The following is a 21,178-nucleotide window of genomic DNA, read 5'->3' as shown; positions in this document are numbered from 1 at the left end:
GTATGGCCGAAGAATTTCTGATCAATTTCACGCCGCAGGAAACCCGTGTCGCGCTGATGCAGCACGGCGTCGCGCAGGAGCTCCACGTCGAACGCACCGCCAGCCGCGGCATCGTCGGCAACATCTATCTCGGCAGGGTCGTGCGGGTGTTGCCCGGCATGCAGTCCGCGTTCATCGACATCGGCCTCGAACGCACCGCCTTCCTCCATGTCGCGGACATCTGGAGCGAGCGCCACAATGGTGACGGTCCCAAGCCGATCGAACGCATCCTGATCGAAGGCCAGAACATCACCGTGCAGGTGCTCAAGGACCCGCTCGGCACCAAGGGTGCGCGGCTATCGACGCAGATCAGCATCGCCGGTCGGATGCTGGTCTACCTGCCCCAGGAAAAGCACATCGGCATTTCGCAGCGCATCGAGGACGAAACCGAACGCGAACAGCTGCGCGAGCGCCTCATGCGCCTGGTCCCCGAGGACGAGCCGGGCGGCTTCATCGTGCGCACCATGGCGGAATCCGCCTCGGACGAGGAACTGCTGGCCGACATCACCTATCTGCGCAAGATCTGGGCAGAAATCGGCAGTCGCACCGTCGGCGCCTTCCCGCCCAAGGTCCTCTATCAGGACCTGACCCTGGGCCAGCGGGTGCTGCGCGATCTGGTCGGCGACGAGACCAGCCGTATCCAGATCGACTCGCGGGAAAACTTCCAGAAGCTCACCGCCTTCGCCCAGGAATACATGCCCAAGGTGTTGCCGCTGCTGGTCCATTACGTGGGCGAGCGGCCGCTCTTCGACCTCTACGGCGTGGAGGACGAGATCGAGAAGGCCCTGGCCCGCCGGGTGGACCTCAAGTCCGGCGGCTACCTGATCATGGACCAGACCGAGGCGATGACCACGGTCGACGTGAACACCGGCGGCTTCGTCGGCGCGCGCAACTTCGACGACACCATCTTCAAGACCAACCTCGAAGCTGCGCAGACGATCGCGCGCCAGCTGCGCATGCGCAACCTCGGCGGCATCATCATCGTCGACTTCATCGACATGGAAAGCGCGGAGCACCGCGACGCGGTGCTCGACGAGTTCCGCAAGGCGCTCGCCAAGGACCACACCAAGATGAGCGTCTCGGGCTTCACCCAGCTCGGCCTGGTGGAGATGACCCGCAAGCGCACCCGCGAGTCGCTGGCCCACCTGCTGTGCGAATCCTGCCCCACCTGCGACGGTCGCGGCGAGGTCAAGACCGCCCGCACGGTGTGCTACGAGATCCTGCGCGAGCTGCTGCGCGAGGCACGCCAGTTCAACGCCCGCGAGTTCCGCGTTCTTGCCGCGCCGAACGTGATCGATCTCTTCCATGACGAGGAATCGCAGGCGCTGGCGATGCTCTCCGACTTCATCGACAAGACCATCTCGCTGCACCCCGAGGCCAGCTACGGCCAGGAGCAGTACGACATCGTGCTGCTGTAACGAGGCCCCGCGAGAATGCGCTACAACGGTCAGATCATCGAGTGGAACGATGCGCGCGGTTTCGGCTTTGCCACGGTACCCGGCTCCGACCAGCGATATTTCGTGCATATCAAGTCGATCGCCGGCCACGGCCGGCGGCCACAGATGGGAGACCGCGTGACCTTCGAGGTCGACACCCCCGCCGGCAAGGGCCCGCGCGCAGTGCAGGTGCGCTACGCCGACCAGCACCGGAAAGTGGCCGCGACACCCGCGCGCAGCGGCGGCTCCCGCAGCTTCGCGATCGACTGGGCGCTGGCCGCGGCAGTGTGCGCGGCGCTCTCATGGAACGTGCTCGAGCGGCGCCTGCCGGCCTGGTCCTTCGCGGCACTCGCCGTTGGCAGCCTGCTCGCCTTTGTCATGTACAACATCGACAAGCGCCGGGCCCAGCGTGACGCGCGTCGCACGCCGGAAGCAGAGTTGCTGGCGATCAGCGCCGTCGGCTGGTTGGGCGCCCTTGCCGCCCAGCAGTTGTTCCGCCACAAATCCTCGAAGAAGGCCTTCTACTACCCCTTCCGGATCATCGCCGTGCTCGAAACCGTCGCCCTGCTGTGGTTCGGCAAGGCGGGACCGATCATCTGAGCTTCCTGACCAATGCCCGCAGAACCCTCACTCGCCGCACTCCCCTCGCCGCCACTGCGCTACTTCTTGGCAACCCGCCCGGCCTTTCTGAGCGTGACCCTGGTCGCGTGCCTGATCGGCCTGGCCTCGGCGCACGCGGGCGGCGTGACGCTCAACGCGGCCAGTGCGACCCTCACCATCGTGTTCGCACTGGTCGCCCATGCCGGCGTCAACGTCATCAACGACTACCACGACGCCGAGAATGGCAGCGATGCGGTCAACACCGAGCGACTCTTCCCCTTCACCGGCGGCAGTCGCTTCATCCAGAACGGCGTGCTGAGCATGCGCGAGACGGCGGCGCTCGGCTACGGCCTGCTGGCAACGGTGGTTCCCGCCGGGCTGTGGCTCGCCTGGCACAGCGGCGGCGGCCTGATCTGGATCGGCCTTGCCGGCCTCGTGGTGGGCTGGGCCTATTCGGCACCGCCGCTGCGCCTGATGAGCCGCGGGCTTGGCGAGGTGGCGATTGCCGCGGGCTGGCTGCTGGTGGTGGTCGGCACCGACTTCGTCCAGCGCGGAGAATTTGCCGCCACGCCCGCACTGGCCGGCCTGTCCTACGCGCTGCTGGTCGCCAACCTGCTGTTCATCAACCAGTTCCCCGACCGCAGCGCCGATGCCCGCGCCGGCAAGCGAACCCTGGTGGTGCGGCTCGGCGCGCAAACAGCCAAGTGGGGCTACCTGCTGATCGCGCTCGTCGCCTACGGCTGGCTGTTCCTGCAGGTGGGCCGCTACAACCTGCCGCAGGCCTGCGCCGCAGCGGCGTTCACCCTGATTCTTTCCTTTCGCGCAGCGAAGCTCTTGATTGAACACGCCGGCACGCCCTCGGAACTCACCCCGGCAATCAAGCTCACCATCGCCGCCACCAACCTGCACGGCCTGATCCTCGCTGCCACCCTGGCCTTCGGACGCATGCCGCTCAACCTGCAATGACACGCTTCGATCCGTCTTCAATCCGCGCCGTCATCTTTGACATGGACGGCCTGCTGCTCGACTCCGAGCGCATCGCCTATGAACTCGGCCGCGAATCCAGCCTGCACCTCGGGCTGCCGTGGGACCATGACGTGGCCATGCGCATGATCGGCAGCAACTCGCGCGACGGCTACCAGCTGCTGCGCGATGCCTTCGGCCCGGACTTCCCGATCGAGGCGCACCAGGCCGAATTCGGGCGACGCTACGAGATCGCCATCGAAGAAGGCCGCTTTCCGCTCAAGCCCGGCGTGCACGAGCTTTTCGACCTGATCGAGCAACTCGGCCTGCCGCGCGCGGTGGCCACCTCCACCCGCCGCAGCCGCGCCCTGCCCAAGCTTGCCCATACCGGGCTGCTCGAGCGCCTGAGCGGCGTGGTCGGTGGCGACGAGGTCAGCGCCGGCAAGCCGGCGCCCGACATCTACCTTGCCGCTGCGCAGCTCATCGACGTGCCGATCGCCGACTGTCTGGTACTCGAGGACTCCAACACCGGCGTGCGCGGCGGGCTCGCGGCGGGTGCGCGGGTGGTGATGGTGCCCGACATGCTCAGCCCAGCCGAAGACGTGCTCGCCCGAGGCGTGCCGGTCATGAAGGACCTCTTCGAGGTCGCCACCGCGCTGGCCGCGGGTCGCGGCAATTCATAACTGTTTACCCATGTCCCGCGCGTGAGCCGTTAACATGGCGGGCTTCAGCCGCTGATGCGGCAGGTATCACGGGAAATCCAGCATGGCCGCATCCAGCCTGCTCGCGCTCATCGACGACATCGCCACCCTGCTCGACGACGTGGCACTGCTCACCAAGGTCGCCGCCAAGAAGACCGCCGGCGTACTCGGCGACGACCTCGCCCTCAATGCCCAACAGGTCACCGGGGTTACGGCCGACCGTGAACTGCCGGTGGTCTGGGCGGTTGCCAAGGGCTCATTGCGCAACAAGGCCATCCTCGTCCCGGCGGCGCTGGCGATCAGCGCGTTCGCGCCATGGGCGGTGGTTCCGCTGCTGATGCTGGGTGGCGCATTCCTGTGTTTCGAGGGCTTCGAAAAGCTGGCCCACAAGTTTCTGCACGGCGGCGAGGACGATGAAGCCAGGCATGGCGAACGGGTCGAAGCGCTCACCAACCCCGCAACCGACCTGGTCGCCTACGAGAAGGACAAGATCAAGGGCGCGATCCGCACCGATTTCATTCTCTCGGCCGAGATCATCACCATCACCCTCGGCACCGTCGCCGATGCATCCTTCACTACCCAGCTCACGGTGCTGACCGGCATCGCGGTCATCATGACCCTGGGCGTTTATGGCGTGGTCGCCGCCATCGTCAAGCTCGACGACGTCGGCCTCTATCTCAGCAAGCGCGGTGGCGACAGCGGCGCCGCACCGCTGCTACGCAAGCTCGGCCGCGGTATCCTGATTGCCGCCCCCTGGCTGATGCGGGCCCTCTCGGTGGCCGGCACCGCCGCGATGTTCCTGGTCGGCGGCGGCATCCTCATCCACGGCATCCCGCCAGCGCATCACTGGATCGCTCACGTCGCCGAACAACTCGGCGGATTCTGGGGCGCGCTCGCACCGATGCTGCTCAACGCACTGGCAGGCGTACTCGCCGGGGCGCTGGTGCTGGCGGTGGTGAGCGGGGTGCAACGGGTGCTCGGGAGGGGAGAGGCCGCAGACTGAAGAACACTTGCTTCGGCGACGGGAATGTACGAAGCCCCGTCGGATTGCGGTCAGGCCGCAATCCGACGGGGCTTCGTGTTCACACCCAATCCGCCTGTTTTAGCGGAAAATCCGGGACGAGCTTACTTGCCGGCGACTATTCCGGTGACCGGCCGTCGCCTGGCCATCACGATGTGAATGACGACGTATGCCACGCTAACCGCCATGGATACTGACCATATCAAGCTGCCGGTCTGTGTAATCATCGCGCCCGCGCCGCATACCATCAGCATGGCGCGCTCCATCAGATTGAGGTTTCTTACGATGAAGCCGGTCAATCCCATTGCCCATACCAGCGTCGAGACGATCAGGCCTACGCCAGCAATGGCGATCTGGGCATAGGACCCCTGAAACAACAATGCCTTGTCTGCGATGAAGGCAAAGGGAATCAGGAAGGCAACACCGCACATTGCGAACGCCACCATACTGGTTTTCATCGCATCCGTTTTGGCAACGCCTGCAGCAGCGAAGGACGCCAGCGATACCGGCGGAGTGACCATGGACAGGATGCAGAAGTACATCACGAAGAAGTGCGCCTGCAGCGGTTCGACACCGAGAGTCTCCAGCGCCGGCACGTAGAGAATCGCGCCGATGATGTAGGCCGCCACGGTGGGCAACCCCATTCCCATCACAATGCACCCCAAGATGACCAGGATCAGGGACATCGCGTAGGAGCCGCCACCAACCGAGATCAGGCCTGACGCGAACTTGAGGGCGAGGTTAGACTGGATGGCGACTGCGATGACGATCCCGATTGCAGCAATTGGCACGGCGATGGTGGCTGCCTGCTTACCGGTTTCGAGAATCATCGATGGCAACTCGCTCAGCGGATAGCGGGTCTCCTTGCGAACGAAGGGCACCAGCAGACAGGTCACGGTGGCGAGCGTCACTGCGATCTGGGCCGAGTAGCCCATCATCAGGCCGGCAACGAGCACCACCACCGGAAGGAGCATATGGATCCGCGGCAAAACCGGCGCGATGCCACGAAGATCCTCATCGGTCAGCGTACCGATACCGTACTTGCGAGCGTGCAGATCGGCCGAGGCGAAGAGCGCGAAGTAGAAGGCCAGCGCCGGGAATACGCCGGCAAGCGCCACCTCAGCATAAGGAATCACCAGCAATTCGGCCATCACGAAGGCCGCGATGCCCATGATCGGTGGCATGAGCTGGCCCCCGGTGGACGCGATGGCCTCCACGGCAGCGGCACGCTCACCCGACATGCCGGTCCTGCGCATGAGCGGAATGGTGAATACCCCTGTGGCGGTGACGTTGGCAACGGCACTGCCCGAGATGGTGCCCATCAGGCTCGAACCCACGATGGCCACCTTGGCGCCGCCGCCACGCGACTTGCCGACCATTCGCATGGCGATGTCTATGAACAGTTGGCCTCCGCCGACTGCGCTGTAGATCACGCCAAACACAATGAAGTAGAAGATGAAGTTCACCGAAGTTGCGGTAGTCACGCCGAGGATGCCACTGGTCGTCATGGCAAGGATTTCCGACCATGCGTCAAAGTCAATCGCGCTGAAACCGATCCCGCCAGGCAGCAAGTAGCCGAAAGCGCCGTAACAGATGAACGCGACGATAACGGCGAGCAGGATCTTGCCCACCGTGCGCCGTACCGCCTCGAGCAGCAGCACCACAAGGGTCGCGGCGAGAGCCATGTCATACCACTCGATCGGAGAGACGTTCTCGATCCGCGAGGTCAGTCGCGGCATTTCTTGCCAGTAATAGACGCCAACGCCAATTGTGGCGAGGAGAATCAGCCCATCGACACTTCGCTCGACGAATCTGGGCAGGCCCGTACCCGAAAGTGGTAGTGCAAGGAACGTCATCAGCAACGCGATAACGAGGTGCGCGGGCCGTTCCAGGTGAGGTTGCTGCGGATTGAAAAGAATCCAGAACTGGAATGTTACAAAACCCAATGCGAGCCACGTCTTTGGATCGCGCAGGGTCGTGTTGAGATTACTGACCATTTTTCTTCCCCGAATCTTGCGGTGGGACTTTGGGTCGACGCTCAAGCCAACCCCTTGAAATCAGAGCAGTCCGATTTCCTTGTAGTAGCGAATGGCGCCCGGATGAAGCGGGATGCCATTCTTTTCGGGGCTTGCGGCCTTTTCACGGATGAAGGCCTTCCACGCAGGAAACTCGGCGGCCAGCTGGTCCATGTGTTCAACCACCGCCTTGGTGATCTTGTAGGCGACATCGTCTGGAAGACTCTTGTTAGCGATCAGATGAGTGCCGTAATCGCCGCCAATGGTGGTTTCCTTCTGAATGTCGAACCACTTCGGTATGTCACCCTTGACGATTCCGATCTTGGCCAGTGCAGCAATCGATTCGGGGGACAGGTCGATGAAGCTCACATCGCCCGTGAGAGAAATCTCCTGAATGGTTGGGTGGCCGCGAAGAATCGTGTCGAAGAAGATATCAACCCGTCCGTCGCGAATCATGCCGGCCATCTGCGAGGAATCGACCTGGATGATGCCGCCGCCGTCTGCCTTGACCTTCTGCACGCTACTGCCATGGGCCTTGAGGATGACGTCCACCGCGGGTGGAATGTTCGAACCCGGCGGCTTCATCATGATGTGAACCGGTTTGCCCGACTCGAGAATGTCCTTCAGTGTCTTGAATCCGTTTTCCTTCATGTAGTCGTTGCGGACGATCGCGCCGATAAACACCGGGTTGAGCCCACCGACCAAGGAGCGGATGTCCGGTGCTTTCTTCCCCGCATAAAGGAGCTCGCCATTCATGGCCCACTGCGAGGTTGCGACGTTCGACAGGGCAATCTGAGCCTTGCCCTGCTGCACCACCATCGGATTTGCGATGCCGCCTCCACGGGCGATGATCTCAACGTCGAGACCGCTCGCCGTACTCTCGAGCGTTTTCTTGATGGCCGCCGCGGCAACATACCAACCGGATCCGACGGGCATGGCCCCGATACGGATGGGTTCGGCACTTGCCGAGAGCGAGACCGCACTGCCCAATAGAACGGTCGCGGACCAGCGAATCAGCGTTGATGTGATTCTGCGCATTTTCATGTCTCCTCTATTTTTGACAGCGAATCAGTGCCCTGAGTCACCGCCGGCCCTGAGGGCCTTTAGCTTTTGTTCATGCTCCCGACCAAGGAAGCAAAGGGAAGCCACCTTCGGCGGCCTCCCTGCAACCGATCAGGCCACGCGGCCCAGACCGGCAGAGCGCATCGCCTCGGCGATTTCCTTGTCTGCGCCCTCGGCCAGCGGCAGCAGCGGGGAGCGGACGGTTGCGTGCTCCAGGATCCCGCGGGCAACCAAGGCCCACTTGAGCGCCACGGTGCCTTCCATGTGGGAGCCGCGGTGATAGACGTTCTTCGTCACCGGCAGCAGTCGGTCGTGCAACTCGCGAGCCTTTGGGTAATCCTTGGCCTTGCCAGCGTTGATCAGCTCAACAAGCAGTTCGGGAGCGATGTTGCCGTAGCCTACGAGCAGGCCGTCGACATCGAACATGGTGTGCAGGAGGTATTCATCATGGCAGCTGAGAATCTGCAGGTCCGGCCGTTCGCGGCGGATCACGGGAATCTCGGTATCCCACCGACGCATGTTGCGCACGCCATTCTTCATCGCGAACACGCCGGGCTGTGCGGATATGTCGAGTTGGGTCTGGAGATCATAGGTGCACTTGGTTGCATCCGGGTACTGGAACAGGATCAAGGGCAGGCCGCTGCCTTCGTAGACCTGACGGTACTTGTCTTGAGGTGCCCCCTTTTGGTAGCCGAAACGCAGCCAGCCGTGGGACGGATACAGGAGACCAGCGGATGCGCCCGCTTCCTTGGCGCGCTTGGCCTCTTCGGCTGCAACCTGGGTTCCTTCCAGGGTGATGCCTGCGATGACGGGAATCGCGCCATTAACCGATTCTACGAAGGCTTCGATCACCCTGGCCTGTTCGTATTGAGTGAGAAAAGTACCCTCGCCCGCGTGACCTAGCACGGTGAGGCTCTTCACGCCTTCGATGCTGCCGAGCCAGGCGCCCAGCCTTTTGCAGGCCGCATAGTCAACGGCACCATCGCGGGTGAAAGGGGTAACAGGGGCAGGGTTGAGACCTCTGAGGTCGATGTTGATGGTCGTCATGGCATTTCCTTTAGCGTTTGGTGCTGCAATATGGTTGTCTTAACCGTTGGCCTTTTCAGCAACCCAGCGGGGTGACTGCGGCTTGTAACGCCTTGCTCAACGATAGCCCGCCGCGTGTTTCTCTCTAAGCTTTGCCTTTCGACAGCAGGTGAGATGCAGTGTAGGGAACCCATTGCCATGCCGGAACTGGCAAGTCAGGCATGGCAGATATAAATAATACGCATTTCATCATCACCGGTTTGCATCGCATCCGCCCAATGAAGGCTCTTGCAGCGCGTGCGAAACGCGACAGCGTCCAAACGGTTACAGCAAGTCTGAGCTACTGGCGAGCACCGACGGGAAACGCGCGGTTTCGGGTGCCGAGGATCCGTGAAAGCGGGGGTTTCAAACCGGCTCCATTTGGAGAAAAAGCGGATTTCGCGGCATCAGGACTTGCGAACCAGACGCGATCCAGGCATCGGTGAAGCGAAACGGTAAACTGGCACGTCGCTATCAGCATTCGTGTTCGCGGCGCTACCGATGGCACTCAACAGATCACGGAAAACTCGAGGGGATGTGCGCTGCCCTGACCGCAATCGCAACGCAGACGGCTTCGTTTTCGCACGCCACAAGGAGCAGCATTATCGGCCTTCGAGGTAGTCGCCCGCATGAAGTGACGACGTTAACGGCGCATTTTTCCGGTGCCACGGAAGGGCGAGACCGGGCGATACGGGAAAGGCCGGTAAGGACCGGCCCTCCTGCAGGCGGTGGATCGACTTCAGAAGCTGTGGCGCATACCGACAGCGTAGGTGTTGGCCGACGACTGGTCCGTCTTCTTGTCGTGGGAGTAGACAGCGAACAGATCGGTCCGCTTCGACAGCTTGTGGTCGTATCCGAATGACGCAGTCGTTCTGCGGACATCAGCCGCATTGGTCAGGTCGATTTTGGTACTGGCCAGCTCAAGCATGAGCTTGCCCGGCTGGGAGACGGGAACCGACGCGCCGAGGTCGTAGAGCCGGGTCGACGTGCCGCCGCCAATGTTTGTGCGCACCGTATTCCCGTAAATCTTCAGCGGGCCGAAATCGTAGTTAGCGCCTGCCAGAACCGAGTGCTGCGCACTCGGCAGCGGCGTATTCGCCAACATGCGGACGCGCTGTGCGGAGATGGCGGCCATGAACTTCCCGGCCCGGTAGGTACCGTGGAGGCCGGCATTGCCATACCCGGACTCACCCGCCGTCTCCCCAAAGCCATAGAGAACCGACCCCTGGAAGCCCTTGTAGGTCGGCGAAGCGTACTTCACAACGTTGTTCCAGACCGAGTCACCGAGTATGTTTCGACCATAAGCGGGCACGAAAGACTGCACGGTCAAAGGTGAAAAAACCACCGATGCGCCGAAAGGACTCAACTGGGACATCACGCCGTAGGTCGGATTGGTCTGACGCCCGAAGCTCACGCGGCCAAACAGGCCATCGATGCCCAGCCATGCGTTACGAGAAAACAATGGGTCTGCCGGGGTACGCCCCTGATCGCCTGTATCGGGCCGGAAGAAGCTCTCAAGAGCAAACACTGCCTTCATGCCACCGCCCAGATCCTCCTCACCTTTGAAACCAAGGAAGGAAGTCTGCAGCCCTCCGCCATTGATCGCAGTGACGGCTTCTGCGTCACCGCTATGCTTGATACTTCCCATATACACCCCCACCAGTCCATAGATTTTGACGGACTCGGCATGGGCACCTCCAGTGACACCTCCTGCCAACAGGCTTGCGAGTAGCACGCCCACCGATCTTCCTACATGTTTCATTCTCGTCTCCACCCTTGATTGTCGTCCAGACCCCGCACATAAAGAGGTTTGTAGCGGGGGCGCTGATACCGACCCACTCCGCGGACTATTCGCTTGCAGGTGGGTGCCGACACGAGTCTATGGACACACAACCCATGCATGAAGAGGCATTTCAGACATTTCAGATATACTTATCAAACATAATTATTTGGCGGAGGCAGCGTGAACTACGACATCTGGAAACTCTTTATCGAAGCCGTCGAGTTCGGTAGCCTCAGCAAAGTGGCGTCTGCGAGGGGGAGCAGCCAGCCTCATATCAGCCGGCAGATAGCTGACCTAGAGACGGAGTGCGGAGGACGACTCTTTCAGCGGACTGGCCGGGGCGTGATTCTCACGGAACTGGGGAAGCGCATCGAACCAAGAGTGCGAGCCTGGTTGGCGAATACTGAACAACTGTCGAACGACATCCAGGCGACAGCAGGCGTACCAATCGGAACCGTGCGGGTGGGGATACTGCCTTCAATGGCGCACCCCCTGATCAGCAGTCTCCACTTCCGACTCCGAAAGTATTTTCCGATGATCAATCTGGTCGTCCGCGAAGGCCAGGGGGCGCAGATCGAGCACTGGCTCGAGACCACATCTGTCGATCTGGGCCTTTTATTTCGCCATAGTCCATCACCGCGAAACGGTGACACCTATCTTGTCAAAACCGATACCTACCTTGTCGGCCCGGCGGGGAACCCCTTGACGGCCGGAGAGACGGTCCCGTTCTCCGCGCTACACCAACTCCCGCTGGTTCTCTTTTGTCGCCCAAACAGTTGGAGGGATCGGCTTGACCAGTTGTGCGCGAAATACGGAATCACGCTGAATGTCGTCCTTGAGGCCGACTGCCTTGCACTGCAGACCCATGTCGTCGCGGCAGGCGGCGGCTACGCTTTGCTGGGGCCGTACGCAATCGCGGGAGCAGACAAGGAATGCCTGTTGAAAGCGGCCAGGCTTGTCGAACCGAGCGTGGCGCGACATATCGCGCTTGCAATGTCACCCCACGGCGAGTTGACCCTCGCGTGTCGAACCGTCATGCAAACATTGCAGGAGATCGTTGGCAGCGGAATAGACAGTCTGGAGCCTTACACATAGTGGACTGCACGCTTTCGTCACAGAACGACAGTATTGACTCACCTCGTTGCAAGACCCCGCCAACTATCGTATAGCGAAGGCTCCTTTCAACCCGCCCCCACCACTCGGAGCTTCCACAGCGACGTTACCTCCGCTGCGCGCGCGGCGTGCAGCGGATCGTCGGCGTCCTTTGCGCGGCCGTGCCGCGGAACTGTGTCCAGCTTTGCCAACACCTTGAGTCCGGCCTCCTCGATCATCTGCAGCAAGGCCTCCCGGCTGCGCAGGCCGAGATGCTCGGCGAGGTCGGACAACACCAGCCAGCCCTCGCCGCCCGGGGCAAGGTGGGCGGCGAGGCCCGCGAGAAAACCGCGCAGCATGCGGCTGTCGGGGTCGTACACCGCGTGCTCGAGCGGTGAGGTGGGTTTGGCCGGCAACCACGGCGGGTTGCACACCACCAGTTGCGCCCGGCCATCGGGGAACAGATCCGCCTTGAGTACCTCGACCTGCTTCGCATAACCAAGCCGCTCGATGTTCTCGCGGGCGCAGGCCAGGGCGCGCTCGTCCTGATCGGTGGCCAGCACCCGCTTGACGCCCCGCCTCGCCAGCACGGCGGCAAGCACGCCGCTGCCGGTACCGATGTCGAAGGCCAGCTGCGTTGCGGCCGGCAAGGGCGCTGAAGCCACCAGCTCGAGATATTCACTCCGCACCGGGGAGAACACCCCGTAGTGCGGATGAATGCTGGCTTCGAGCGCCGCCACCGCTACGCCGCGGCGGCGCCATTCATGTGCGCCGATGAGCCCCTGCAATTCGCGCAGCGACATCACCATCGGGCCGTCGGCCGGCACCTGCCCCTCGCGGCAGGCCGCGCTCACGTCCGGCGCCCGCCGTAGCGGGATCACGTGCCCGGCCTCGAAAGGGATCAGCAACATGCCGAGGATGCGTGCGCGCTGCGCTTGGGCCATGCGGTAGAGGTGAAAGGCTTCGAGCTGCGAGGGCTCGGCCTTGGCGCGCTTGCCGGACCGGCCGGGCTTGCGCCGCAGGCCATCGACCCGGCGCGCCATCGCCTGCAGCAACAGCCGCGCATTCTGGAAGTCGCCGCGCCACAGCAGCGCCGTTCCCTCGCAGGCCAGTTGATAGGCGGTGTCGGCCTTCAAGGTATCGTCGGCAACGACGACCCGCCGAGGCGGCGGCAGGCCCGCTTCGGACTGCCAGCCGGCGCGATGCACCGCCTCGGCTTCGGTCCATTCGATGGATGCGGGATTGCCTGTTCGCGGCTCGGCGGATGTGTTCATGTGATTCGACTCTGGGTGGGGCCGGCGACAGGCGACCGGACAAAGCGCGATTGTACGGACATGTGGCCGATCCACTCCATGCTTCGACACCGGGAGATGGCCGGGGGCAGCTCGTCCCCGCGCCTCGAAACAAGCCTTTCGGGCCTCTTCGGACGACACTTTCCATGAAGCCCCGAAGACGGGTTGTGCGTCGCAACATTTCTGTTGACAAGCGCATTTTGCTCCGTATAATTCGCTCCATGCTGCACCGCAACATCAGCACCTAATGACTGATACGCGGCTAACCGAAGTTCGCTTAACTCACCGAGGAAATCAATCATGACCAAATTCACCGCTCCTGAGCAGTTCGTCGAAGCCGGCAAGGCCGCCCTCGAGACCCTTCTTGGCCAGGCCACCAGCGCTTTCGGCCGTGCCGAGCGTCTTGCTGCCCTGAACCTGAACACCGCCCGTTCGGTTCTGGAAGACGGCGTTGCCAACACCAAGGCCGTGCTGGCCGTCAAGGAGCCGCAGGAGCTCGTCAAGCTGCAAGCCAGCCTGGCTCAGCCGATGGTCGACAAGGCCGTTGCCTACGCTCGTAGCGTGTATGAAATCGTTGCCGAAGGCCAGGCTGAACTGACCAAGCTGGTCGAAGCCCAGATCGCCGAGATCAACAAGACCGTGAATTCGGCTCTGGACCAAGCTGCCAAGTCGGCTCCCGCCGGTTCCGAAGCTGCCTTCACCGCCGCCAAGTCGGCCATGGCTGCTGCCAACAGCGCCTACGACAGCATGAGCAAGGCTGCCAAGCAGGCTTCCGACATGGCCGAAGCCAACGTCGCTGCCGCTACCAAGGCAACCGTCAAGGCCCTGAGCTCCAAGAAAGCTGCCTGATCGGTCTCGGCCCCAGGCCGAGCTGAATCGAAAAGCCGCCCGATTTCGATCGGGCGGCTTTTTTACGTCTGTGCGATCCGTCTCCACACAGTGCGGACCCACGGTGCGGCAAGCTGATCGGAATACTCGCGCGCCGGCCCCGTTGAAGGCCTCGCGGTGCATCGCGCCGATCAGAGCGGATTGCCCGAGATCGCGATGCGCGCCGTGGTCAACAACTCCTCTTCCATGTCGCCGAGCGGCGCAAAACTGTCGGCGCGGCTCAACAGCTTCTCGACCTGCCGCCAACGCTCCGCGGGGGCATCGCCAAACTGCGCCAGCCGCGCCTGGGCCCAGGCCAGATCGGTCAAGCGCTCGGTCGAGGTGAAGCCGGCCTCCACGACCGCGCGACGCAATTCGAGACACTGGGTGAAGGCCGTCAGCGCACCGGCCCGATCACCTGTGAGTGCGCGCAATTCGCCGAGATTGAGCAGCCCCTGGCCAAGTTCGACCTTGAGCGCATTATCGGAACCCGCTGGCGCGGTCAGATCGGTCAACAGCGCCACATACTGCTCGTAATGCGGCAAGGCGGCGGACCGGCGACCGAGCCGCCAGTCGAGCAGCCCCACCGCCTTGTGCGCCTCGGCGAGCATGGCACGGTTGTCCCTGCCTTCACTGCCCAGCCGCTCCTCGAGCGCCAGCTGTCGTTCTCGCAGCGCGAAGGCGTCCTCGAATTCGCCCTTGCTCTCGAGCACGCCGGCGAGCCTGTAAAGGGCCAGTGTCATCTCGCGCATCGCCGCCGGGTCGTCCGGCGTGGCGGCGAGATTCGCTTCATTCAGTGCCAGCAGACGCCGTGCCGCACCCTCCGCCGCGCCGTTGAGGCCGCCCCCGGAAAGCGCGTCGACCGTGCGGGCCAGCGAGAGCTGCAGCGCGAGACGCACGTCCTCATCCTGCGGTGCGCTCTCGAGCATCGCCTCGAGCGCCTCCCTGCTCTCGCGGAACATTGCGGCGGACTCCATAAGTGCCCCGCGGCCCGCCAGCAACTCGGCTTCCTCGGCGAGTTTCGTCGCTCGCATGCGCCGCGCCTCGCGATTTTCGGCATCGCCCGCGGCCAGCGCGGAGATGGTCCTGGCGGAGCGCTTGCGCGCGGCCTCGGCCTCGTCGGACCTGCCGAGCTCGTCGAGCAGTCTCGCCATGCTGGTCTGCACGCTGCTGAGCAGGCCACGAATCTGCGGCATGTCGGGCTGGCGTCCGGCGGCTTCCACCAGCCGCCCCTCGACTTCCTCGTAGATGCCGAGCGCCGCCTCGCGCTTGCCCTGCTTGAGCAGCAGCTCGGCCTCCATGTTTCGCGTCGCCACCTGCACGAGGCGATAGCGCCAGTCATCGGGATTGCGGTCCGACAGGGCGCCGGCCAGCGTGCTCGCCCGGCTGCCATGGGCCTGCGCGCCCGGCAGCCTGTTCTGATCGGCAAGCAGCAGTGCCAGCATCATTTCGGCATTCGCGACTTCCAGCTGCAGTTCGGGGCTGCTATCGACGCGTGACGCGTCACGCCCGAGCGCGCTCAGACCGGCCTCCATCTTGTCGATCGCCGCCTCGCGATCGCCACTGGCCGCCAGCGCGCTGCCGAGCCGGGTACGCACCAGCGCCAGCAAGACTTCCCGCGCGGGGTCGTCGGGCTGGGCGGCGAGCAGGCGGCTCGCCAGCGTTTCGGCCTCGCGGTAGCGCAGCAAGGCGCCCTGCTTGTCGCCTTTGGAGAGCAGCGCCTGGGCAAACACGCCCTGCGCATTGACCCGGCTGATCTGCAGCTCCGGCGCATCCGGCAAGGTTTCGCTGAGCTTTTCGATGATCGCGTTGGCACGATCGATGACCCCCCTGGTGGTCTCCAGCTCGACCCCTTCGACCCGGATCAGCTCCATGCCGACGTCGTCCAGCAGCGAATCCGCGGCACCGAGCGCAGCCTGGTAGTTGCGCTCCGCCACCACCCGCCGCGACTCCGAAAGCCAGGCGAAGCCGCCGGCCGAGATCGCCAGCACGGCCATCAGCGCCGCCACGCCGAACATGATGCGGCTGCGCCGCCGTGCTGCCTGCAGCGCCCGCCGGGCGATCTCGTCGAAAGGTACGCCGAGCAGGCCGGCAACCACCTTGGCGAGCGCCTGGCGGTGTCCGTCGCCCGAATCACGCGCGTCGGCGGCAAGTGGCTCGACCGGCTCGCCGAGCGGATTGCCGTCGGCGTCGAAGGCCTGGCGCAGCGCAGCCGGAAAGCATTCGGCGTCCGCACTGCCCGGCTCCCCGGCGACGATCAGCGGAATGATCCGCGCCTCGCGCCCCATGCGCTTGAAGAGGCGGATCTCTTCATTCACATAATCGCTCTGCGCCGCCTCGCGCGAGCACAGCACGATCATGAATTCGGAATCGGCAAGAGCCTGCCTGATCACCTCGCTGAGGGTGCCACCACCGGCAAGCTCCTCGCGGTCGCGGAAGATCGGCCGCAGCGTTTTGGGCACCGGGCCCAGCGGCGTATCGCGGCCGACCAGGCCGGGATCGATACGCCAGGCTTCCAGTTCGCGATGGATGCGGCGCGCGAGCCGGTCATCGCGGTGGCTGTATGAGAGAAAGGCACGGTAGGTCTTGGTCATCACGGTAGCCGATCACAGTCGCCGCGCCGCACGGGCTGACCCGGGGGCCCCGTCCGAATCGCGGGGCAGCCTTGCCGCCAGCCCTTGCGGCGCCATTGCCAGGGACTCCAATAGTGGCACGCAAGGATCGGTCTGTCTCATCCAGCATGGCAGGAAGCCGTCACAAATGACACAAAGACGCGGAAATCCCACACTCCGCGCGCCACGCCACTATCATGTGCGCCTTTCCCACCCAAGCCGTGCGGCCCCCAATGCCATCCACCCTCACCACGCACCTCGCCGCCGCCCTTGACGCCCGCGCCGCCCTCATCGCACAGCTCGACGCCGAGCAGACCGACGCCTACCGTCTGTTCCACGGCACCGTCGAAGGCGAATCCGGGCTCACCGTCGACCGTTACGGTGACCTGTTGCTGGCGCAGACCTTCCACCGCGCGCTCACGGCCGAAGAGCTGGCCGCGCTGGAGGCCTTCTACGCCGGCCCCTTCCCGGGCCTGCCGCTGATCTGGAACGACCGCAGCCAGTCCAACTCGCGCATCGCCAATGCGCTCCCACCTGCGCTGAACGAGATCGCCCACGCGCCACGCGAGATCCGCGAGCTGGGCGTCAGGTACCGCTTCCAGGCACGCCACGCCGGTCAGGACCCGTGGCTGTTTCTCGACCTGCGCGCGGGCCGCCGGCGGGTCATGCAGGAAGCCGCCGGCAAGTCGCTGCTCAACGTTTTCGCCTACACCGGCGGCGTCGGCATCGCCGCGGCAAAGGCCGGTGCGCGCCATGTGGTAAACGTGGATTTCGCCGAATCGGCGCTGGCCGTCGGCAAGGAGAGCGCCCGGCTCAACGAACTGCCGATCCGCGTGCGCTTCGTCAAGTGCGACGCCTTCGCCGCGCTGCGGCAGTTCTCCGGCATCGGCCAGCCGCAGTTCGTGCGCGGCAAGCGCATGCCGCCCTTCCCGGAGCTCAAGGCACAGCAGTTCGATGTGGTGTTTCTCGACCCGCCGCGCTACGCGCGCAGCCCCTTCGGCGTGGTCGATCTGGTCAAGGACTACCCTGCGCTGTTCAAGCCCGCGCTGCTGTCCACCGCCGAGGGCGGCACCCTGATCTGCTGCAACAACGTCGCCCAGATCGACCGCGACGGCTGGGTGGACCAGCTGCAGCGCAGCGCGAAGAAGGCCGGCCGCGAGATCCGCGAGGTCGAGATCATCGCCCCCGAGGCGGACTTTCCCAGCCCGGACGGCAAGCCACCGCTCAAGATCGCGCTGCTGCGGGTCTAGTCACCGCGCCCCGGGCGGCGGCCTTCAGCCACCCGCCCGCTTCACGGTGAAGCCATCCTTCCTGAGCAGTTCGATCACCCGCTCGCAGTGGTCGCCCTGCACCTCAATCACGCCATCCTTCACCGTGCCGCCGGTACCGCAGCCGGTGCGCAGCTTCTTGCCGAGCAGCGCGAGTTCCATGGCGCTGCGCTCCACCCCGCGCACCAGCGTCACCGCCTTGCCGCCGCGCCCCTTGGTCTCGCGGCTGACCCGCACCACGCCATCGCCCTTCGGCACCGCCGCTGCCTTGGCCGCGCAGACGCACGCATCCACCGGCTGGCGGCACTGCGGACACATGCGACCGCTCTCGGTCGAATACACCAGCCCGCCCGCACCTGATTTACGCATTCCCGACTCCGTTCCGGCCGATTCGCCCACCGGCCGAATCATAGCCGAGCCGCGCGCGCACGAAGCGCCGCGACCATGGTCTATGATGCAGGCCAAACGACCGGGACCAACCATGAGCACCAAGGACACCAGCAAGCTCGACCGCATCGTCGCCGATGCCCGCCGCAACGCCGACGCCCGCAGCGAGGGCTACCGCGAACGCGCGCTCAAGATCTACCCGTGGGTATGCGGCCGCTGCGCCCGCACCTTCACCGTCGCCAACCTGCGCGAACTCACCGTGCACCACCGCGACCACAATCACGACAACAACCCGCCCGACGGCAGCAACTGGGAGCTGCTGTGCCTGTACTGCCACGACAACGAACACCAGCGCCAGGCCGAAGCGCAGGCCGGGCGCAGCGTACAGACGCCGCGCGGCGAAATCGCCACCCACTCGCCGTTCGCCAATCTCAAGGCGATGCTCGGCGACAAGAAACCCTGAACCCACGCCCAGCACCGGCCTCGGGGCAGCCCGGGGTAACCGCCTCCACTCGTGATCGCGCCAGATCATGTATGTTCAAGGGCCCGGGCGCCCCGGCCCACACCTGAAGCTCGTCACCTGCAAGCCATGCCGCGAACACTGCTCCCGCTGATTCTGGCCGCCATCGTCACCACCGCCGCCCACGCGCAGGAACCACGCTCGGTGGGCGGCTGCGACATCCGCCGCGGCACCCTGTGCGCCAGCATGAACCTGAGCGGCGCGGACTTCTCGAGCGCCAACCTCGCCTACTCGCAATTCTCCCGCTCCGAATTGCAGGGCGCGAACCTGAGCGACACCACCCTCGACGAAGCCAACTTCTCCTACGCCCAGCTGCAGGGCGCCGACCTCTCCAAGGCGCGCATGGGCCGCATCAACCTGCGCGGCGCCAAGCTCAACGACGCAAAGCTCTCCGGTGCGAACCTGCGCAACGCCAACCTCCAGAACGCCGACCTCGGCAAGGCAGACCTCACCGACGCAGACCTCACCGCCGCCGACTTCACCAACGCCCGCCTCGTCGGCACAAACCTGCGCGGCGCCAACCTGCAGCGCGCCAACCTGCGCGCCACCCACCTCCACAACGCCTCCTTCGCCGGCGCCAACCTGCGCGGCGTCGACTTCACCAACGCCCTGCTCATCAACGCCGACCTCACCGGCGCAAACCTCGACCAGGCGATCTTCCTTCATGCGCAGATGGACGGGTGCGTGGGGTGTCCGAAGCAGGGTCAGCAGTGAAAAAGGGCGGCGTCCAGAAGGTCGCCGGCTTGATCTGCTACACACGAATCGTCCCGCCTGCCGCTGCGACCCCGCACCGGAGAGAATCGCCCCGCTGCCCGAGTAATTTCATTTCAGTGCGTCATGGGGATCCGACCAAGCGGCCGGCGTCGTCGCACCGCGGCATTGCGAGTAGCTTGGCCAGACCTCACCAAGAGCGACCTGACTAGCCCCTGAACGCCTGCGCGTCACCTCGCTCAGCCTAGCCAGCTCGATTCCCGACACCTCGCGATACCGAAACGGAGCAAGGCACTTAGCGCCTGGGTGGAAGCACTGACCGTTCTCTCCACGGCGAGATGCGTCAGGAACGATTCGACCTCCTTTTTTCCCATTTCGCGGGGGTGGTGCTTACCATGAAACAGGATGTATCTTCTGATCCATCCTACATATGCGGTCTCGGTACGCAGGCTGTAATGCTTCACCCGCAAGCGCTCGCGAACCTGATCGAGCAATCTCGGGGCGGCTGGGGCGGAAGTGGGCGGCGGGGTTTACACGACATCCGCATAAACACAGACAGGGCAGTCTTATCCGCCACTTTGTCGCCCACTTCACGTTAGGGAATTGGGAGGAATCACCGTGGCCATGATCAAATGCAAAGAATGTGGGGGTGAAGTCAGCTCAAAAGCTGATGCTTGCCCAAAGTGTGGCTTTCGATTGAAAGCCAAGCCATCTGGCTGCATAGTTGGCTTCTTCAAACTGGTTGGCGCAATCGTTGGCCTGATGGTTGCCATTTCATTTCTCTCAGGCGGCGAGAAGCGCGACCCTGTACAAGAGCTTGAAAGCCGGTGCCGTTCTTTAGCCGACTCGTACTCCATCGAATCTGAAAAGCCAACGGTCTATTCAAGTTGTGTTGCTTCTGGCAAGGCAGCACTGAAGTCGCGAGGCGTGAATTAGCCGCGACTTTCAAGACATATCGTTGGTCTTAAAAGGACTTGGCCATGAACAAGAACCACATTGAACAACTGGCGCTAGCATTTGTGCTCATGGCGTCGCACATCGTTGCCCAAGCCGGTGTTTGTGAATACGCAGACACGACCTACGCAAAAATCTCTACTGGCGTAGCCGGTGCCGGAGTTGCAACAGGCGTCGGTCTAAATGTCGCTGGAGTAACTGCGGTCGCTCACAGTTCAGGGGCCGCAATCGCAGCTACCGCGTCCAGCGGCTACTTGGCGGGAACATTGGGCGCCGTCGGCAGTGTGGTCGGCTTTCTTACCGCCCCGGCGACCCTCGTGGTTGGCGGGGCCGCGGTAGCGGCGGCAGGCGGAACAATTGCTTATTGCCACTACACGAAAGACGAAAGATCCGGAGTGCCTGCGCGTCCTGCTCCTGTTCCTGCGCCCAGCAAAGCAAAGTAAATGCACTGTCCCTCTTTCAGTCACCTCCAGTTGCCATCTCGCCAGCGCCTACTTTTGACCCAACATCTAATCGTCACGCCATTCCTAACCCGGCAGTCCACACGGACGCTGCGCGAAAAAGCCGCGCAGCGCCGGTGACTTCTACGTTAGCAGGGTGATGCAAAAGTGCCGGACTCCGCACCGGCAAATGACCCCAGCGTAACTTTTATGGCGACTTCAGGGCGAGATTTGATTTTTCAATTCGATTCGAGGTGCCGAATCGCGCATCGGAGGACGCTCCGACGGGCAGTTTCGGATACCACTTCATGCTTCCGCCCTCGAATTGCTCAATTTCGCAATTCTGAGAA

Annotated in this window: 20 protein-coding genes; 12 read left to right on the top strand and 8 right to left on the bottom strand. The window is 63.6% G+C overall.

The genetic code is table 11. The annotated features are described in order from the left end of the window. Positions 1-2 precede the first annotated feature (2 nt). The 5 genes from rng to GQB03_RS11670 all read left to right on the top strand — a co-directional run bounded on the left by rng (position 3) and on the right by GQB03_RS11670 (position 4,742). Complete coding sequence (gene rng, locus GQB03_RS11690; protein WP_159689233.1) at positions 3-1,457, top strand: ribonuclease G; 1,455 nt, start codon at positions 3-5, stop codon at positions 1,455-1,457. A 15-nt stretch (positions 1,458-1,472) separates the two neighbouring features. Then, entirely contained in the window at positions 1,473-2,075 is a 603-nt protein-coding gene (locus GQB03_RS11685) for a DUF1294 domain-containing protein (protein WP_159689230.1), read from the top strand. A 12-nt stretch (positions 2,076-2,087) separates the two neighbouring features. Further along, on the top strand, positions 2,088-3,041 hold the full coding sequence (locus GQB03_RS11680; protein ID WP_159689227.1) for a prenyltransferase: 954 nt from the start codon (positions 2,088-2,090) through the stop codon (positions 3,039-3,041). Next, entirely contained in the window at positions 3,038-3,721 is a 684-nt protein-coding gene (locus tag GQB03_RS11675; protein WP_159689225.1) for an HAD family hydrolase, read from the top strand. Before GQB03_RS11680 ends, GQB03_RS11675 begins: the two co-directional genes overlap by 4 nt. A gap of 82 nt (positions 3,722-3,803) precedes the next feature. Then, complete coding sequence (locus tag GQB03_RS11670) at positions 3,804-4,742, top strand: DUF808 domain-containing protein (RefSeq protein WP_159689222.1); 939 nt, start codon at positions 3,804-3,806, stop codon at positions 4,740-4,742. 122 nt (positions 4,743-4,864) lie between these two features. Here GQB03_RS11670 and GQB03_RS11665 read toward each other — a convergent pair whose 3' ends face one another. From GQB03_RS11665 to GQB03_RS11650, 4 genes are all read right to left on the bottom strand, one after another. Then, entirely contained in the window at positions 4,865-6,757 is a 1,893-nt protein-coding gene (locus GQB03_RS11665) for a TRAP transporter permease (protein WP_159689219.1), read from the bottom strand. A gap of 60 nt (positions 6,758-6,817) precedes the next feature. Then, positions 6,818-7,813, bottom strand: coding sequence for a TAXI family TRAP transporter solute-binding subunit (locus GQB03_RS11660; protein ID WP_159689216.1), 996 nt, complete (start codon positions 7,811-7,813; stop codon positions 6,818-6,820). Between the two features lie 135 nt (positions 7,814-7,948). Beyond that, on the bottom strand, positions 7,949-8,884 hold the full coding sequence (locus GQB03_RS11655; RefSeq protein ID WP_200832196.1) for a dihydrodipicolinate synthase family protein: 936 nt from the start codon (positions 8,882-8,884) through the stop codon (positions 7,949-7,951). Between the two features lie 757 nt (positions 8,885-9,641). After that, on the bottom strand, positions 9,642-10,664 hold the full coding sequence (locus GQB03_RS11650) for a porin (protein ID WP_159689214.1): 1,023 nt from the start codon (positions 10,662-10,664) through the stop codon (positions 9,642-9,644). A 201-nt stretch (positions 10,665-10,865) separates the two neighbouring features. On the opposite strand from GQB03_RS11650, the gene GQB03_RS11645 reads away from it, so the two are divergent. Continuing rightward, positions 10,866-11,780, top strand: coding sequence for a LysR family transcriptional regulator (locus GQB03_RS11645; protein WP_159689211.1), 915 nt, complete (start codon positions 10,866-10,868; stop codon positions 11,778-11,780). 86 nt (positions 11,781-11,866) lie between these two features. On the opposite strand, the gene GQB03_RS11640 is transcribed toward GQB03_RS11645, so the two are convergent. Then, positions 11,867-13,051, bottom strand: coding sequence for a methyltransferase (locus GQB03_RS11640; protein WP_159689208.1), 1,185 nt, complete (start codon positions 13,049-13,051; stop codon positions 11,867-11,869). Between the two features lie 318 nt (positions 13,052-13,369). On the opposite strand from GQB03_RS11640, the gene GQB03_RS11635 reads away from it, so the two are divergent. After that, the gene (locus tag GQB03_RS11635) at positions 13,370-13,918 is read left to right on the top strand and encodes a phasin family protein (protein ID WP_159689205.1); all 549 of its coding nucleotides are present in this window, start codon (positions 13,370-13,372) and stop codon (positions 13,916-13,918) included. A gap of 170 nt (positions 13,919-14,088) precedes the next feature. Here the strand turns inward: GQB03_RS11635 and GQB03_RS11630 are convergent, their stop codons facing one another. Continuing rightward, complete coding sequence (locus GQB03_RS11630) at positions 14,089-16,530, bottom strand: toll/interleukin-1 receptor domain-containing protein (RefSeq protein ID WP_159689203.1); 2,442 nt, start codon at positions 16,528-16,530, stop codon at positions 14,089-14,091. Between the two features lie 251 nt (positions 16,531-16,781). Between GQB03_RS11630 and GQB03_RS11625 the strand changes: the two genes are divergently transcribed. After that, positions 16,782-17,798, top strand: coding sequence for a class I SAM-dependent rRNA methyltransferase (locus tag GQB03_RS11625; RefSeq protein ID WP_159689200.1), 1,017 nt, complete (start codon positions 16,782-16,784; stop codon positions 17,796-17,798). Between the two features lie 24 nt (positions 17,799-17,822). On the opposite strand, the gene GQB03_RS11620 is transcribed toward GQB03_RS11625, so the two are convergent. Beyond that, positions 17,823-18,185, bottom strand: coding sequence for a translation initiation factor Sui1 (locus tag GQB03_RS11620; protein WP_159689197.1), 363 nt, complete (start codon positions 18,183-18,185; stop codon positions 17,823-17,825). A 112-nt stretch (positions 18,186-18,297) separates the two neighbouring features. Between GQB03_RS11620 and GQB03_RS11615 the strand changes: the two genes are divergently transcribed. Further along, the gene (locus tag GQB03_RS11615; protein WP_159689194.1) at positions 18,298-18,666 is read left to right on the top strand and encodes a YajD family HNH nuclease; all 369 of its coding nucleotides are present in this window, start codon (positions 18,298-18,300) and stop codon (positions 18,664-18,666) included. Between the two features lie 126 nt (positions 18,667-18,792). Next, positions 18,793-19,437 carry a pentapeptide repeat-containing protein gene (locus tag GQB03_RS11610; protein ID WP_159689192.1) on the top strand — a complete coding sequence of 215 codons (645 nt, stop codon included), beginning with the start codon at positions 18,793-18,795 and terminating at the stop codon, positions 19,435-19,437. Between the two features lie 236 nt (positions 19,438-19,673). Here the strand turns inward: GQB03_RS11610 and GQB03_RS11605 are convergent, their stop codons facing one another. Next, on the bottom strand, positions 19,674-19,898 hold the full coding sequence (locus GQB03_RS11605) for a phage integrase N-terminal SAM-like domain-containing protein (RefSeq protein ID WP_407644536.1): 225 nt from the start codon (positions 19,896-19,898) through the stop codon (positions 19,674-19,676). A 154-nt stretch (positions 19,899-20,052) separates the two neighbouring features. Here GQB03_RS11605 and GQB03_RS11600 point away from each other — a divergent pair, with 154 nt between their 5' ends. Beyond that, positions 20,053-20,370 (top strand): hypothetical protein, encoded by a 318-nt coding sequence (locus GQB03_RS11600; protein WP_159689187.1) that lies wholly within the window; start codon positions 20,053-20,055, stop codon positions 20,368-20,370. A gap of 44 nt (positions 20,371-20,414) precedes the next feature. After that, the gene (locus tag GQB03_RS11595) at positions 20,415-20,831 is read left to right on the top strand and encodes a hypothetical protein (protein ID WP_159689182.1); all 417 of its coding nucleotides are present in this window, start codon (positions 20,415-20,417) and stop codon (positions 20,829-20,831) included. The last annotated feature ends 347 nt before the right edge of the window (positions 20,832-21,178 follow it).

It is taken from the genome of Cognatazoarcus halotolerans, assembly GCF_009800965.1.
Classification (GTDB): Bacteria; Pseudomonadota; Gammaproteobacteria; order Burkholderiales; family Rhodocyclaceae; genus Cognatazoarcus; species Cognatazoarcus halotolerans.
This window is presented reverse-complemented; position numbering and strand designations above follow the sequence as displayed.